Below are 17,060 nucleotides of genomic sequence, written 5' to 3'. Positions count from 1 at the left end.
AACAGATTATTGCTTTAAAGTTTTTTGGTTTTGAGTTGTCACAAATCAAAACCTTGCTCTCTGAAGAACGTCATGCGCTAAACCATTTTGAGGCCCAAGCTCAAGTGTTAGAACAAAAAGCAGCGGCATGTACTTCCGGAGCTAAAACCTTAAGAAGCATTATTAACTCTGTTGATATCAATCAATCCATTCCATGGGAAACCATTATTCAGCTGATTGAGGTATATAAAATGGCAGAACATCTTGAACATGATTGGGTTAAGGAAATATTCACTCCTGATGAATTAAAACAATATGTAGCATTTGAAAAGGAAATGAAAACAAATAATAAGGCTGAGTTTGAAAAACAATGGCATCAACTCTTAGATGAACTGAAACAAAACGTGAAACACGATCCTGATTCCACTATAGGTATCCAAACAGGAAAAAACTACATGGAATGGGTTAACAGCGTATACGGTAAAAAATATGCTCATCTAAGAACCAAAAAATGGGAAAAAGGATTTGGAGAAGGAAAAGGTCTTGACGACATTGGATTAACATCAGAGATCATGGCATGGTTAGAAAAAGCTTTAGATGCTTATTGGAAGGATAGACTTTATGGCATTCTTGAACAAGTAGGAAAAACTTCAGCTTCCACTGTACTAATGCTTTGGAATAAGGCCTTAGATGATATGTATGGTGAAGAAATTTCACGAAAATATGATGTTTGTGACATTGCTTTGAATGATGACAAGGTCAGTCTAGAGGCAAAGACTTGGCTTAAAAGTATCTTAGATGCCTACAAAATGTAAACAATAGATGTAAATTTGGATCGGTGCTATTTTTACCGATCCAATCTTAATTAAATATCAACTTAATCCATCTAGGGGGATTCTGTTCGGTAAAAAGCCGCCAACCTGAGCATCCGCCAATGTTAAAAAATTCGTAAAAAAATGCTGATTGAGAATAAATTTTACGGCATCAGGTATAATTAAATCACTAGTTTGTATTTTGAGCAATTTTATGTCTTATGCAAAAATGGCAGAATTACTTTTGCTGGACGTCATGTCTAAAGCACAGATTCCAGGAGTTTCTATTGCCTTCATAAGCAGTGATGGAATCATATCTACTCAAGAACAAGGCCTTACAGAGGGTTGCGGTCTTTTTGCAATACCAGTTGATCCACTCAAGTGTCCCTTTAATAAGCTGGGATTAGGAACTAAAGATGCTGTAGTTTTATTTGACGACAAACTTTATTATGTAAATCAAACGACACAAAGCGTTCATCAAATACAGTTAAATGAAAGTAATCAATCCTCATATCAAAAGTTACGAAAAAGTTGTACTGATACCTATAAATTGGCCGATCCTCAAGAGTCTGAATTAATAACTACTCTAACAGGTCTTACACCACCTACGAGAGTGAAACCAGAAACCGTTTTTGGAGCAGCCTCGCTAAGCAAACCCGTATTTGCTTATTTAGTGCAAAAGTTGATTCAGTCAAATGCGACGAATCAAGCAGAGAAAGGGACAGGTAAATTTAATTTAGATAAATTCAACCTGAGTCAATTTGATTTAGATACCCCTCTTTTTCATATCTTGCCGTTAGAAGAATTTGAGATAGATGGAATGAAATTTGATATGTCTAACACATCTGCTGTTGTCTGTGCCCAAGCACTTACTGCAAGGATGGTGTTATCACATACAACAGGCCTTGCTCATGGTGAAATGAAGTTTCAGTTCATTCCTAATCCTAAAGAAAAAGATTCTAAAGAAAAAATGCATGGATATTCAAATGTTGGTATTGTGTACTTACATCAAGTGATTGAAAAATTGACTGAAGCAAATCTAGAAACATTGGCCAAAAACCATGTGTTTGATCATTGTGACATGACTCATAGCACTTATGAGCCACCAAAGGCCTATCACTTGCTTTTGCATGCTGAAAAAGAACCCTTGTTTGATGAAATGAAGCCTGGTCAGATTGTCATACTAAAAGAAGATGAGCAACTAACAGCCTATTGGTTAGAGAATGGAAAAATAGTCAATCGCTCTTTTCCGGAAAGAGTAGTTCCAGGAATTCTTAGACAGTTACCTGATAAAGGTAAACTTTCAAACAATTTGGAGTTGATAGAAGCTGTAATCTCGCAATATGGATGTAAAGAACCCAAACCATGTGCCGCCAATACACTACGAACTACAGCAACAGATTATGCAAAGTTTGTCAAACATCTAAGCCATGACAACTCCATTGAAAATCCTTTTGTTCCGCATGCCTTCATGACGCACGATAGAGGTTTAGCTGGAGCGATCGGAATTGCTAGAGACAAGATACCCGAGCTCATTTTAAGTCATGTCGCATGGGGCTTAGGTTGGGGGCTACAAACCAATGAAAAGGAGGATGTTGTTACGGCTTACCACTCAGGCGACATGAATGATTGTAGAGCATGGGTTGCAGTCAATTTAAAAGATAAGAGTGCCGTGGTATTCTTTGCTAATTCGCATAATGGACATATTCTTGCGGAACACATTATCCCTTCGACAATTCAAATAGAACTGGCTTCACACTATTTTTTCCCCAAATGGGGTTTTGCTAGAACTCTTGATGAGCTATGTGGTAAAACGAATAATTGGGGCATAAATCCATTTCCAAGACCCAATCCATCTAAAGAGCTAACAAGCTCCTTAGGTGAGTTGCAAAAAAGAACTAATATCCCAAGTATTGCTACAGCAATTATTTCTGACCGCGGAGTTGTTACTACGCAAGAGGTGGGTGTGACTAATGTCAACAAACCAGAAGAAGTTACTAGTTCAACTGTTTTTGAAGCCGCTTCATTGAGTAAGCCTGTATTTGCTTATATTGTATTGAAACTAGCGCAAAAAGGTCTCATTGATTTAGATAAACCACTTCATGAGTACGGTGATTTTGGTCCTCTGGAGATGCGAGCTGATAAAAATTATAAAAAATTAACCGCTCGTATGATCCTATCTCATCAAGCAGGGTTACCTAATGAATTTTCATCCCCAGAATCTCTAAAGTATGTTTCTGAAGTAGGAAAACAATTTGATTATTCAGGTGTGGCTTATCAATTTTTAGGTGAAATTGTGGAACACATTACTTCAAAATCACTGGAAGCTTTAGCCCAAGAAGAATTCGCTAATATAGGTATGACCGATAGTAGCTTCATGCCACCAACGGGTTGCAGTCTTATTAAACTGTCAGATGAAGAGGAAGAGCCAACGCCTGAACGCATTAAAAAATTATTAAAAGATACTTTAGATGTACATGGTCAATTAAGTATTATCCTTCATAAGGATAAATTATTTGTTGCTGAAAGAGCAGTAGACGGCAGCGTACAAATTACTGAAAAAAACTCCAGCCAAGTTGAAGAAAAAAGTCTAAAAGAAATCAAAGCCCGCTTTGCTCAAATACCACCATTTTTTTGGTCAAAACCCATACCGGTTGAAGCAAGGGAATTACCCCTTGTGACTACTATTTTTGGTCATCCCCCAGCACATGCTGCAACAATAGCAATAGGTCATGATAAAGATGGTTCAGTAAATCTTAAGCAAAAATTTTATATGGTTCACCCGGCAGGCTCTTTGTATACAACAACTTCTGATTATGCAAAATTTTTAAAAGCCTGTGTTAACGATCCCTATGTTAGGTGGGAAATGTTCAAACCTATTGTTTCATCATTAAGAGATAAAGATACTAAAGCAATGAGCCAGGGAGTTTCTACTGATATTTTAGATCAAATCTCTTGGGGTCTAGGCATTGGTATTCAGAAAAATACCGATGGAACCCGTATCGCATTTCATTGGGGTGACAATGGAACTGGACGCAATTTAGCAGCGATTAATCTTACTACCGATGAAGCGGTTGTTTGTCTCACCAATAGTGAAAATGGACCCGCTGTTTTTCGAGAAATTGCAGAGCCTATCGTTGGCGATTTAAGTGCTATTAGGCAATGGTTATCAATACGAGAAGAATTACCTCTTGATAAGCGCGTAAAAGAAAATCCAACTCAAGAAATGAACCAACGTGTACAGGAGCAGACGACAGTCGCTACTATAGGACAGCAAGAAGGAGAGCAAAAGCCTTCTGACTTAGGACTGTTCTAAGTATTAATTGAGTTGATCCGAAGGGTTTTTATCTGGTAAAAAGCCGCCAACCTGAGCATCCCACAGGATTTTGTACAAACCACCAAGCATCAATAGCTCTGTATGTGTACCGTCTTCGATAATATGTCCTTTATCAAATACTAAAATTCGGTCCATATGCAACAAAGTAGATAGGCGATGAGCAACGACCAAGGTTGTTTTTCCCTGCATCAACTCCCAAAGACTGTCTTGAATGTTGGATTCTGTAATGGAATCCAGCTGAGACGTGGCCTCATCCAGGATTAAAATAGGCGCATTTTTTAAAATGGCACGAGCAATGGCAATACGCTGGCGCTGACCGCCTGAAAGCTTAACTCCGCGCTCTCCAACCAAAGCATCATAACCATGAGGTAACTTGCTAATGAATTCATGGGCATGAGCTTTCTGAGAGGCTAAAATGATTTCCTCATCCGAAGCTCCTGTCCTGCCATAACGAATGTTATCCATCAGGCTTCGATGAAAAAGCATTGGGTCTTGGGGAATCATAGCAATCGCTTGACGTAAGCTATCTTGGGTAATAGATTGAATGTCTTGGTCATCGATTAGAATTTGACCATCAACTACATCATAAAGTCGTAAGATTAGATTCACAAAGGTCGATTTACCTCCACCAGAATAACCCACCAAACCCACTCTCTGCCCTGCTTCAATGACAACCGATTTATTCTGAAAAAGTGAATATCCCCCATGATAATTGAACTTAACCTTATCAAAGACAATTTGGCCCTGATTAACGACAAGGTTTTTTGCATTTTTCTTGTCTAGTTTCTGGGGCATTTCCTCAAGCATTGCTAATGCTTGAGTGACGGCACCCCAATCAACAACAAAGTCTCTTAATTTATGTGATAGTTCAAAGACTGTATTAATAATATTGAAGTTAAGCATTACAACCAGCGCAAAATCTCCTGGGCTTAAGCTGTCTTTTTGGTAACCGAGAATCAAAAATACAATAAATCCAAAGGCATAAATTGAAGTAAAAAGACCTAAAATGGCATAAAGCCAGGTATGATAAAAGCCGCCACGTTCAGCAATAGCAATAAAAGGCTTCTTTAAACGTTCAAAACGACCGAGCTCATATTGCTTGGTCGTAAAAGTTTTAACGCTTAGCATATTACTTAGATAATCTGCGCAAAGACCAATAATATTTGCTTTTTCTTCAGAATATTCCTTATTCAAAATGATGCTTTGTCGCAATGAAAAAAAGGTGATTAAAAAAAATAAAAGCACCCAGAGAGTTAATATCACCGCAAAAACTGGGGCAACAAAAAAGAGCAACACAAGAGAAATAGAAATGAGTATCAGAAAATAGCAAAACGGATTAATGAGAGTAAAAATAAGATGGGGCAAATGCTGAAATACATCATTTAGTTTGGAAGTTAAGCTTCCTGACAATTGATTCTGGAAAAAACTATAAGGATAATCATAGAGACGTTTCATAAAATGTTCAGCGACATCCAGCCTAAATTTGGCAACGTAACGGGTCAAACAATAATCACTAAGAGTCCAGCTGCTGACCAGCATTATTTGCAAAAATCCATAGAATCCAGCAATAAGCCATAGATTTGTGTTTTGTCTTCCAGAAACCGTATCGATAAGTTGTTTGACCAAAAAAGGCTTTAATGTGTTATCAATAGTGATAAGACACATAGCAGCAAAAATGCCGAACAAATACCAACGGTACGGGATTGCTCTTTGAATAATAAATTTTAATACACTCATAGTATCTTCTTATCTATAGCCCCAATATACTCATCTTGTTATTAGAATAGTTATAAAAATTGAAAATGGGGTGGGTTTGAATTTCTGCGACTCTTACATTTTATCGTCATTTTTTATTTGCTCAATGCCTGATAAGGTTTATTTGAGCTTGTTTCTTGCTCTTAACATGAATCGCTTTTAGTGTTGCTTCTGAGTTTGGCTACATCAATTGAAACAGCATTAAAATTAGCAAAAATGGTCAAAGTATATCTACATAAATAAGATAACATGGTTTGTGTAAATAGTTTGATGGTTTTAAATTGAGGAAAGCATGAATTACAAGCAACAATTAGAAAAAGTAATTGAGTTTATCGGCAAACATCTTGATGAAAAGCTTGATTTGACTCAATTGAGTTATATTGCCTGCTTTTCAAAATATCATTTTCATCGTTTATTTACTGCTTATACGGGTTTATCACTACAACAATATATTCGGTGGCTTCGTTTAAAACGAGCAGCCCATCAATTAATCGTAGATAGGAATAAAACCATTATTGAAATTGCAATAAGTGCGGGATTTGAATCTCATGAAGCATTTACTCGTGTATTTAAACAAAGCTGTGGACTGAGTCCTAGTGAGTTTAGGCTGCATTCAAATTGGAGTTTTTGGGAGCGTCCACCGTATTTATTGCCAAACCAGGGTAATATTATGAATGTATTGATTAAAGAAATACCTGCTAGACGTTTAGCGATTATTGAACATCGAGGTACGCCTGAAAAATTAGGTGAAAGTGTTAACCAGCTAATTGATTGGGCAAAATCTCAATCAATTAACTTAAAGCCAAAAGCAGGAGAAGCGTTTGGTTTTGCTTACGACGATCCTAAGACAACAGAGCCTTCCGATTTTCGTTTTGACTTAGCGATTACTGTACCAGAACAAATAAAACTTGAGGGTAATATCGTTGAAAGACGTTTACCTGCAGGACGTTATGCTGTAGCAACGCATAAAGGAACACGAGATACTATTAGTGATACCGTTTATAGTTTATATCGTGATTGGTTGCCAAGCTCCGATGAACAGCTGGGTGATTTGCCCTGTATTTTTTGCTATTACAACTTTGATCATGAAGTTTCTGAGACAGAACTGCTTACAGAATGTTGGCTGTTATTAGCATAATGCTGGTTTATACGGCAACTACTAAAAATTAATTAGTAGTTGCCCCAATAATTTAGCAATAAGAATTTACTTCTTGTATTTGATCTTCTATTTTCTTAGCTACAGAGCTTTTCAGTCCTCTCATTTTGCATGATATTGAAGCTAGGGTAAAATAAAAGTCTATTACAAAATACAATCCTTAAAATAATGACTATCGAACAAAATGAATTAGAGATCAGAAATAAGTCACATCAAAGCTTCGTATGGGGACAACCTATCCCGCTTTCTCCAATCTTAGCCCCTGACTGTCCTTATCCAGTTGAGGCACTTCCCTTAATTGTTAGAAAAGCCGTAGTGGACTATCAACAATATGGACAGCAACCGCTACCTTTAATTGCATGCAGCGCCTTGGCTAATATGTCTCTATCATGCCAATCTCTTGCCAATGTAGCACGAGACAACTATTTAATTAGTCCTGTATCGCTTTATTTTTTAATTGCCAGCGGCTCTGGTACTCGAAAAACTGCTGCAGACAATGTTTTTTCGAAAGCAGCGCGTCACTGGGAGACACTTATTCGTAAAAGGCGTGAACCTGAAGTGTTATCAGCGCTAACGCAACACCAAGTATGGCAAATGGAAAAAGACAGTTTATTCTCCCAAATCAAACGTGCAACTTATACGGGAGAAGATTCTGATTATGCCAAAGAAATGCTCGATGAATTAATTCATCAAGAACCGGAAATTCCTTTGCAACCTACTCTTTATTTTGAAGATGCTACCCAAGAAGCACTGGCTATTCATTTGGCCCAAGGCTGGCCTTCTGCATCCTTATGGTCTGATGAGGCAGGCATCATCTTAGGTAGCCATAGCATGCAAGGCAATCCGACTCGTTTTGTAGCTTTGCTTAATCGTTTGTGGGACGGCAAGACGTTTACGGCTCATCGTAAAACAACGCAAGGATTTACCATTGAAAATCGACGTTTAACACTTAACTTGATGATGCAACCACTTATATTACAACAACTTACCAAGAAAGCATCAGGTATTAGTCGACAAAGCGGGTTTTTAGCTCGTTGCCTGATGGCTTATCCTGCCAACAGCATGGGAAATCGATTTTACCAAGAGCCGCCTGCCTCTTTACATTCTCTAACCCATTATGAGCAACGTGTCACTGCCTGCTTAAACCAGTCAGAACAATTAAGCCATCAAGGTTGTATTCAACTTCCATTGTTGAAAATGAGTGTTGCAGCAAAACAACAATGGATTTTATTTTTTAATGCTGTAGAAGCTGGGTTAAAACCTCAAGGCCAGTGGGTCGATGTCGTTGACTTCGCGTCAAAAGCGGCTGAAAATACAGCGCGGCTTGCAGCACTTTTTCATCTCTTTGAAGGACGCCATGGGGATATTAGTGTAGAGCATACTGAAAATGCCATTGAAATAATTAGTTGGCATTTGCAAGAAGCACGACGAATTATGCCTACTGAAACCGTTTCTTTGCAGTTTTCCGATGCCCTAAAACTTATGGACTGGTTTATTGAAAAAAATATTAGTTCAACAACCTTACGAACTATTCAACAATTAAGTCCATTGCGAGATAAAATAAAACGCGACCAAGCGGTTGAATTATTAGTGGAGCACAATCAAATACGTATTGTAAAATCAGGTTCAAAAACGATGGTGGAAGTGAATCCACGCGCATGCAAAGTGCCAACATGAGTTGTTTAATACTTTTAACTTTATCACACCAATTTACAGGAGAAACTCATGCCCTTTAACATGCTAAAAGAATGGTTGAACAAGGAAAAAGAAAGAGGAATTGAGGACCCTGCCTGTGCTGTTTTAAGTACTTGTAGCAGCTCTGGTGAACCTCATAGTCGAGTGGTTGCCATTCGGGAAATTGAAACAGAGAGTCTTTTATTTTTTACGCAGCAAAAAACACGCAAGGTTGCTGAATTATTAAATAACCCTAAATCCTGTTTAAATTTTTTATTTGCGATGCAGAACCGACAAGTTATTTTAGAAGGTACAGCAATACCAATTTCTCAAGAAGAAAATGAAGCTTTTTGGAGTACTCTTCCTCGTGAACGCCAATTGAGATTCTCTGCTTATGCTCCTACTTCAGGACTTGTCATTAAAGATTTAAACCAATTGGAAACCAGGAAAAAAGAATTGAGTGATCAATTTGCAGGACTTCCTATCCCTATGAGCGAGTATTATTTCGGTTTTCGCTTTATCCCAAAAACATGGATTTTCTACACGGTCGGCTCTATTTCTTTTTCTGAAGTAATTCGCTATACGAAGATAGAAGATTCTTGGAAATCAGAATTAATTTCCCCATAGGTGATATCATGTACATGCTTTGTTTTTGTGTTCCAGAAACACATTTAGAAATTGTTAAAAATGCTATTTTTGCTACAGGCGCAGGAAGTGTTGATCATTATCAACATTGTGCTTGGCAAACATTGGGTGAGGGGCAATTTATGCCATTACCTGGCAGCCATGCTTTTATTGGAGAAATCAATCAGCTTGAAAGAGTACCTGAATATAAAGTAGAAATTATCTGTACTGAAGAGCAAATCAAAGCTGCTGTTGCAGCCTTAAAGAAGGCTCATCCATATGAATCACCTTCTTATCAGGCTTTCCGTTTTGAGATGTTATAAACAACATTGAGAAGTGCGGCGATAATCACCTGCCTATAATTGAAGTTTCTTATTAATTCTTCTTCTATCCAGTAATTAATTTATGCTGTTATAAGTATCATGAGTAATATAGCGAGAACCGCAATCTTTTCCTGTCGCATCATCTGATTGATGATTGATTAATCCAATCACATCGATGTGATTTTTTTCTTGATCAAAATTACCAACCACACTATAAATTGAGCCACATTGCTCATAAACAACACTAAATGTCAGTGTATTCCCTGTCCATAGTCCAGTAATGAGTTGCCTTTGGCCAATAATTTGCTGACATTCTTTGGAAGCTACTGCTGTTGTAAAATAGCCCTCAAGCTGATTATTAGGCAAAAGCGTCAATTCAAGAATTGAGTCACGTTGATTTTTAAATTTTTTTGATAGCATTGTTATAGTCCTTTTAATTAATTCAGCGGTAGTATAATCACTAGGATTTTGAATTTTTATCCGGAAAATGACGGATAGACGCGGGAAAAAGTCGCTATTAATTCTGCTCTGGTGCTGACCCCTAGTTTGTATTTCGCATTACCAAGATGAGTTTCTACTGTTCGAGGTGAAATAATTAATTGTTTCGCAATTTTTTTATCAGTAAATCCTTTAGACAAATAATAAAGGCATTCTCTTTCGCGAGCACTTAAAGCAGCAATACCATGCAATTGTGGTAATGCAATACTGAATCCGATTAATCCTATTAATTCGCTAGAACTGTCAACAAGAGGAGATTTTTTAGTAAGGATATTAACGTAAGTTCCATCGTGTCGAATAATTTGCTCGTAATGGCTTTGGCTCTGCCTGGCTTCTATCACCGACCTATCATTGTTACGTAGTTGTGTAGCATACTCATGCCAAGAAAAATCAGTATCAGTTTTATTAGTGATTTCTCCAAGTGAACTATAGCCCGCTGAACGGCTGATAAAAAAAGCATTTGCCCAAAGATAACGGCCCAATTTATCTTTGATAAAAATAGGAGCTTCAATTAAGTCATAAGTAGTTAAAGTTAATGAATTTGAATAAAGCACTTGATCTAAAGTAGGCTCATATTTTTCTTTTTCTATATGATGATGGGTCATAGAAATTATTTAAAGAAAGCTGAATTTTGGTGATTTTAGCATCGTTCAAACCCCGATTACAGTCAGAATTTACATAACAAATTACATCGCTACATTTGCTACACTTTCTTGGTTAGTAATCTGTATTGCCTTGATAAAGGTGAGTATAAAAGGATTGTGGCGCTATCTCTGTATCAAAATACCCTGCAAAAATGTAGCAATGATAACGCTACATAACCGCTACTCTTTGCTACATCACACAATCCCAAATAAAATGCTCGCGCAATTTCGTTTTTTACTATTTTCCTTTTTTATAAAAAATTATTATAAATAAGGAACTCTTTGCAAAAAATGGTGGTGCGTAAAAATGAACAACTTAAGATAATCTGTAAATTTTATGTTTATTTGGCAGGATTTTTTAAACTTTAAATGGCATGATGAGCACCATCAATGCTACATGAAAAAAAATATCTGTATCAAAATGCTGCTAGTTTCGCGATTGTTTGTAAACATTCAGGCTTATTTTCGGCATAAATAGCAGTGGTAATCGTGTTGGCATGGCCGGCCAAAGATGATACAGCTTTGATACTGACACCCTGCTCAAGCAATCGGGTAATAAAAGTGCGACGACCAGAATGAGAACTCGCACCAATTATACCAGCTTTGTCATAAAGAGATCTGAACCATTTTTGCAGCGTGCAAGGAGTAAATTCTTTTTTCCGCTGCGTTTGAAATAATGGTTTATTAAGCTCCGAACCCACTATGGTTTTTAAGTGGTCGGTAAGTGCTGCATAAACCTTTTTATTGGTAAGATAAGCATAATGTTGTTTTTTGCCCCAATGCATGGAACGTTTAAGACAAATTTCATCAAGAAGTCTGTATTGCTTGTCGGCAACGTCTTTTATAGTAAGCGATGCGATTTCTTTTGCACGCAGCCCCAACCCGAATGAGCAATATACAAGAGCAATATTGCGAATGGCAAATGAGCCAATTTTTGCTGCAATGAGTAGTTGTTCAAATTCAAACTCATTCAAAATTTTCGCTTTACCTTTTTTTGCCATGTCAGCACCACCATAAAAATAGATTAAGTATTACCAATTAACAAACATTCTCTTGCTGCCAATACCACTTCATTAGTGATATATTGCAATTGATTCAACTTTAATAGTCGATCAATTTGCATAAATAACCGATTCAATAATCGAAAATTACCATTAGTGATGCGCATAATGGATGCCATCGCCTCATGATCAGAAAACTCCCCTTGCTTTAATTTAAGCCCTAATTTTCGCCAGTTATGTTCTAGGGTAAATAACATTTCTTCCTTGGAAAGTGGTTTGTATTCATGGGAAAATCCTATTCGCGAATAAAGTTGTGAATACCTCGATAATCTTTTTTCCAGCCCTGGCATACCAATAAATACCATGGAAATACCCCGGTCATCATATAATGATCTTAATAATTCCAATGCGGAGAAACTAAGTCGTTCCGTTTCATCAATGATTATTAGTTTGCAGTAATTTTTCGAGGATAATTTTAGCATTTTAATAAAGTTCTCTTTTTCTTCTTGATTTAATTGGGTTTGTTCATCGATCATTTTATTTGCTTGTGCAGCTTGAACTACACGATCAAAATAACAAATGTTCTGATTCAAGGTATTTAGCATTTGAAGAGCAGATAGCGGGGCGATTGGAGTATAAAAAATGGTCGTGCAGTTACTAAGTTCAGTTGGTACATGACGATTGTCTTCAATTGCATATCCATTCGGGTTTGCAGACAAGATTAGCTTACGCTTGCTGTAATGTTCTGCAGATTGCGTTTTACCAACCCCGGGAGATCCATAACAAATGCCAATGTATTTATATTCGACGCAAGCATCACAAAACTCCTCAAATCGCTGATATCCCTTGGTTTCTAAAAACATATCATCCATGTCAGGTAGCTCATTCATGCTTATACCTCTTTATTTTGACATGGCTGGCTTTTTTTTGTTGTTCGATAGGTTGTATTGGCGTTGGTTTTCCGGTTATTTTTGTTGGATTTTTTAACAAGGCATCTACAATTGAACACCGCTCGCTGATATTGTCTCGTAATTCTTTCCTTCGAGCATTTCTCGCCTGGATAATTTCTTTCAAACTGACTGTCCCAGTGTCTAGTTCCTGTGAAATTGCGCGGCACAAAAAACTACCCTTATGAAACACGCGAATTTCGGCAAGATCCCTTGGGTCATAACGAATGATGACATCCTCGCCCACAAAGCCTGCAAGGGTTGTAGAAAAATAACGGAATCCTTGAAATTTTATGCCATCTCTGTGAACTCTTCTTGGTTTTGCTACCATCAATAATAATGAATCCAGCGATTCTTGTGTTTCAGGGATCTGAGGCAAAAAACAATTGCTTTGCCATTTAATGATTGGCGCAACTTTGGTTGAACTATGTGGCTGGTTATTGTATTCATCCAACATAAATAATTTTAGTTTTAATTCAAGCTCTTCAAGCGTCAAGCATTCATTATTTTTTACAGAAGTACCTGGTTGCACGTATCCAGGTAAGTCTTGAAGAACGCGTTGATTTATAGTTGCAAAAAATCGCTCAATCTTTCCGCGACCACGGGGTTTGCCGATAGTCGAAAAAATTAATTGTATTTTCAATGAGACACAAACTTCTTCAATATGATGTGATGTAAAATCGCAACCATGATCGGTATACATGATTTCAGGAATGCCGCAGATAGGCCACTGTTTCTCATTTTTTATCCATATCGCCTGGCGCAACGCTAACGATGTTTGTAATGATGATGGAGCATGAAAACTTAAATAATATCCAGCAATGCCCCTACTGTAATCATCCATAATAACGGTGAGCCATGGTCGTTTAATCCCACCTTTATCATCAAGCACGTAGATATCAAGCAATGTATGATCCGCTTGCCATATTTCATTTGCCCTCGACGCCTCTCTGATATAAAGAAGATCATATTTTTGCTGGTATGGTTTTATACCTTCGTGCGCAAGGCTGATGAGATCAGGGGAGATATTATTAACAATCTTTGACACAACAGCATAGCTAGGTATTGGCAGCCCATTATCTTTGGTATGACGCACTATTTGTCGATGAATTGCAGCAATGCTACGTTTTGGTTTTTGCAGAGCTAACCCTTCAATTACTTGCGCCAAATTTTCTGTTAGTTGGCGATGGCACCCCTTATCATTACGCGCTTTTGATTTTAATCCGTCTAACCCATGGACTTTGTATTGGTCTATCCACCGATGCAAACTCCTAATCGAGATACCTGAATCCTTCGCGATAGAAATCAGAGTCGCCTTATCTTCTAAATACAACTGAATGACTTTAAATTTATCAAAGGCGTTTTTTTTACTCATATAAACTAAAAAACTCCAAACAAGGATTTGGCTTGCACTTTATGTTCAAGATAAAAATATAGTGATTGTAAAATACTTTATTGTGCAAATATTATACTTTATCTTTTTTATTTTGTATACTATATAACGACCGTTTTTACACATATGCTTTATATTTTCCTTACACTTTATAAAACTATACTAGTATGTATAATTAAATATATTATTTAAGGTTAAACATTAACGGACCAATTCCTGAGTAAATTATGGCCAAAACAATCGCATATATTCGTGCTTCAACTGATAAACAAGATTTGAATAATCAAAAGCTTGAAATTTTTGAATTCGCCAAAAAAAATAAACTGGAAGTGGATGATTTTATCCAGATGACAATTTCAAGTAGAAAAACTACTAAAGAACGTCGCATTGATGAAATGCTATCGGTGTTGAATGGTGCTGATACATTAATCGTCACCGAGCTAAGTCGGCTAGGCCGAAGTACAGCAGAAGTAATTGGGTTAGTTAATGAATTAATTAAAAAGCAAGTACGAGTGATTGCTATTAAGCAAAACCTGGATATTAAACAACATGACATGACATCTAAAGTCATGATTACGTTGTTCTCATTATTTTCTGAACTAGAACGAGATCTGATTAGTTTAAGAACTAAAGAGGCGCTTGCTAGCAAAAAGGCGCAAGGAATTCGTTTAGGTAAACCGAAAGGCACTATTCAGGGTAGTAAATTCGATAAAGATGTCGATAAAATAAAAGAATTATTGCTGCTAGGATTGTCTGTTAGAAAAATTGCACTATTTCTAGGTTATAGCAATCATATAGGGCTCAATACATATGTTAAAAAAAGAGCTTTGCGGATATCAACTGTTTAAGGAGGTCGACCTTACAAAATGACTCCGGAAAAACTTAGGCTCAATGATTTCATTAGGCCAAACTGAGACTAAAATTGGTCCTCTGTGCAGTGAGCTCGGTATTACCAAGCAAACACTATATAGGCATGTATCCCCACTAAGTGAATTATGTGATGACGGAAAAAATCACTTGGTAGGATGTCACGAACATAAAAGAGAGCTATGAACAATATTTCTACAAAAAATTTGAGCAAAGTTCCCGAAGTTACTCTTGTCTTCTGGATCATCAAGATCGCCGCAACTACTTTAGGTGAGACGGCCGGTGATGCGGTGACGATGTCGATGAATTTAGGATATTTAATTGGTACCCTCATCTTCGCCACCATTTTTATAATTGCCGTGAGTGGTCAAATAGCTGCTAAGAAGTTTCATCCGTTTCTCTACTGGGCTGTAATTATTGCAACTACAACTGCTGGCACCACCTTAGCCGATTTCGCGGATCGCTCCTTGGGCATTGGATATATTGGAGGAACGCTGCTCCTGTTTGTTTTTCTCCTGGCATCCCTTGGATTTTGGTATCGCTCCCAAGGCTCAGTCTCGATCAATATGATTACTTCCCGTAAGGCAGAAGGATTCTACTGGATGACGATCATGTTTTCTCAGACCTTGGGTACAGCTCTGGGTGATTGGATGGCTGATACAACTGGTCTTGGTTATGAGGGAGGAGCGCTTGCATTTTCTGCAGGACTCGTACTTGTGGCTTTGGCTTATTACTGGACAAGCATATCACACACCTGCCTTTTTTGGACTGCATTTATCCTCACACGACCACTTGGAGCGACAGTAGGTGACCTTCTCGATAAACCGTTGGATCACGGCGGGCTGGCTTTAAGCCGTTATTCTGCCTCGGCAGTTCTTATGGTATTCATTATTTGCTGCATTGTTATTCTGCCTCAAAAAACAAAAGAACATTGAATTAGCTGATACAAAAGAGGGGTTTATTTAACCACAATGCTGTGAAGTCAACTTCTGGAAATGACAGCTTTGAGCGATCTCACAGTCTCAGGAACCAAAGAAGCTCTTGGCCAACAGAAAACTGCAAGGAATTTAATTGGGTAAGCCTAAAGGGACAATTCAGAAAAGAAAATCAGATAATGATGCTGATAAAGTTAAAGCATTCTTAGCAGTAGGTTTATCTGTAAGGAAAATCGCAGTTTCTTTAGGTTAAAGCAATCATATTGATCTCAATAACCTATATTAGGAAAAGGGAAGTACGCAAAGTTTTTAATGGAGTGAGTGACTAAGAGGGCGTCTAATTATTGCCAAAAAAAAATGGATTAGAGCGATGAATGTAAGCAAAGTTTGTTTATTAAGGAGAAATTTTATGAGTTGTGAATGTCAGCAAGCTTCTACTGTAATCGATAAAAAAATCTTAATAATTGCATTAACTCTAAATTTTATTATGTTTGTTATAGGTTTAATCGCGGGAATTATAGCTCAATCTACTGGTCTCATTGCAGACTCTTTGGATATGCTTACTGATGCCTCCGCATACTCTTTAGCCCTTCTAGCAATAGGTCGCAGTGTACGGTTCAAAGAAACCAGTGCTTTGGTAAGCGGTGGATTTGTATTTATTCTAGGCATAGGGGTATTGATTGATGTTGGTCGAAGAGCTTTGTTGGGTAGTGCTCCCGAGAGTGCGATTATAATAACTATTGCCTGTATTTCTCTCTTGGTAAATAGTGTGGTTTTATATTTACTGCGCCGATTCCGAGAGGGAGAGATCCATTTGCATGCAACCTGGATTTTTACTCGTGCAGATGTTGTTGCTAATCTCGGTGTCATTTTATCTGGAGGATTGATAATATTCACCCAATCTCGTTATCCTGATCTAATCGTCGGTTTCGCTATTGCTTTGTATATAATTAAAGAAGCTTTTGAAATCTTTGGTGTGTATCGAAAATCCCAAGCTATTCCCAATAAACCAAATTAATGTCTTAAGAGATAATATTAAATCATCTATCAAAATGATGGGATTAATGCCAAATAAAATTTGAATTTTCCTGCCAAATAAATATAAAACTTACAGA

Annotated in this window: 15 protein-coding genes; 9 read left to right on the top strand and 6 right to left on the bottom strand. The window is 37.4% G+C overall.

The window, feature by feature from the left end:
- On the top strand, positions 1–794 hold a 794-nt coding region (locus BGO44_RS06320; RefSeq protein ID WP_286822853.1), incomplete at its 5' end, for a MerR family transcriptional regulator.
- A gap of 211 nt (positions 795–1,005) precedes the next feature.
- A complete protein-coding gene (locus BGO44_RS06315) occupies positions 1,006–4,107 on the top strand; it encodes a serine hydrolase domain-containing protein (protein ID WP_058478608.1) in 3,102 nt (1,033 codons plus the stop codon).
- A 3-nt stretch (positions 4,108–4,110) separates the two neighbouring features.
- Here BGO44_RS06315 and BGO44_RS06310 read toward each other — a convergent pair whose 3' ends face one another.
- A complete protein-coding gene (locus BGO44_RS06310) occupies positions 4,111–5,865 on the bottom strand; it encodes an ABC transporter ATP-binding protein (RefSeq protein ID WP_058478609.1) in 1,755 nt (584 codons plus the stop codon).
- Between the two features lie 310 nt (positions 5,866–6,175).
- Between BGO44_RS06310 and BGO44_RS06305 the strand changes: the two genes are divergently transcribed.
- The 4 genes from BGO44_RS06305 to BGO44_RS06290 all read left to right on the top strand — a co-directional run bounded on the left by BGO44_RS06305 (position 6,176) and on the right by BGO44_RS06290 (position 9,660).
- A complete protein-coding gene (locus tag BGO44_RS06305; RefSeq protein WP_058478610.1) occupies positions 6,176–7,021 on the top strand; it encodes an AraC family transcriptional regulator in 846 nt (281 codons plus the stop codon).
- A gap of 186 nt (positions 7,022–7,207) precedes the next feature.
- Positions 7,208–8,716: a YfjI family protein gene (locus tag BGO44_RS06300; RefSeq protein ID WP_058478611.1), complete on the top strand. Its 1,509-nt coding sequence runs from the start codon at positions 7,208–7,210 to the stop codon at positions 8,714–8,716.
- A 48-nt stretch (positions 8,717–8,764) separates the two neighbouring features.
- Positions 8,765–9,340 (top strand): pyridoxine/pyridoxamine 5'-phosphate oxidase, encoded by a 576-nt coding sequence (locus tag BGO44_RS06295; RefSeq protein ID WP_058478612.1) that lies wholly within the window; start codon positions 8,765–8,767, stop codon positions 9,338–9,340.
- A gap of 8 nt (positions 9,341–9,348) precedes the next feature.
- Positions 9,349–9,660, top strand: coding sequence for a YqfO family protein (locus tag BGO44_RS06290; protein WP_058478613.1), 312 nt, complete (start codon positions 9,349–9,351; stop codon positions 9,658–9,660).
- Positions 9,661–9,735: 75 nt separating this feature from the next.
- Here BGO44_RS06290 and BGO44_RS06285 read toward each other — a convergent pair whose 3' ends face one another.
- From BGO44_RS06285 to BGO44_RS06265, 5 genes are all read right to left on the bottom strand, one after another.
- Positions 9,736–10,080, bottom strand: a complete 345-nt coding sequence (locus BGO44_RS06285; RefSeq protein ID WP_058478614.1) for an avidin/streptavidin family protein — start codon at positions 10,078–10,080, stop codon at positions 9,736–9,738.
- A 56-nt stretch (positions 10,081–10,136) separates the two neighbouring features.
- A complete protein-coding gene (locus tag BGO44_RS06280; RefSeq protein ID WP_058478615.1) occupies positions 10,137–10,763 on the bottom strand; it encodes a PAS and helix-turn-helix domain-containing protein in 627 nt (208 codons plus the stop codon).
- A gap of 455 nt (positions 10,764–11,218) precedes the next feature.
- Entirely contained in the window at positions 11,219–11,803 is a 585-nt protein-coding gene (locus BGO44_RS06275) for a tyrosine-type recombinase/integrase (RefSeq protein ID WP_286822846.1), read from the bottom strand.
- Positions 11,804–11,826: 23 nt separating this feature from the next.
- Positions 11,827–12,693: an AAA family ATPase gene (locus BGO44_RS06270; RefSeq protein ID WP_273201635.1), complete on the bottom strand. Its 867-nt coding sequence runs from the start codon at positions 12,691–12,693 to the stop codon at positions 11,827–11,829.
- A complete protein-coding gene (locus tag BGO44_RS06265; protein WP_273201637.1) occupies positions 12,686–14,125 on the bottom strand; it encodes a TnsB C-terminal domain-containing protein in 1,440 nt (479 codons plus the stop codon). The genes BGO44_RS06270 and BGO44_RS06265 overlap by 8 nt, the downstream gene beginning before the upstream one ends.
- Before the next feature lie 245 nt (positions 14,126–14,370).
- On the opposite strand from BGO44_RS06265, the gene BGO44_RS06260 reads away from it, so the two are divergent.
- From BGO44_RS06260 to BGO44_RS06245, 3 genes are all read left to right on the top strand, one after another.
- A complete protein-coding gene (locus BGO44_RS06260; RefSeq protein WP_273201639.1) occupies positions 14,371–14,991 on the top strand; it encodes a recombinase family protein in 621 nt (206 codons plus the stop codon).
- A gap of 201 nt (positions 14,992–15,192) precedes the next feature.
- Positions 15,193–15,945, top strand: coding sequence for a COG4705 family protein (locus tag BGO44_RS06250; protein WP_273201641.1), 753 nt, complete (start codon positions 15,193–15,195; stop codon positions 15,943–15,945).
- Between the two features lie 409 nt (positions 15,946–16,354).
- On the top strand, positions 16,355–16,963 hold the full coding sequence (locus tag BGO44_RS06245) for a cation efflux transmembrane domain-containing protein (RefSeq protein WP_273201643.1): 609 nt from the start codon (positions 16,355–16,357) through the stop codon (positions 16,961–16,963).
- Positions 16,964–17,060 lie beyond the last annotated feature (97 nt).

Origin of the sequence: Legionella sp. 39-23 (assembly GCF_001897665.1) — a bacterium.
GTDB classification, from domain to species: domain Bacteria; phylum Pseudomonadota; class Gammaproteobacteria; order Legionellales; family Legionellaceae; genus Legionella; species Legionella steelei.
Note: the sequence above shows the minus strand (reverse complement) of the source record. Positions and strands in the feature narration are given on the sequence as shown.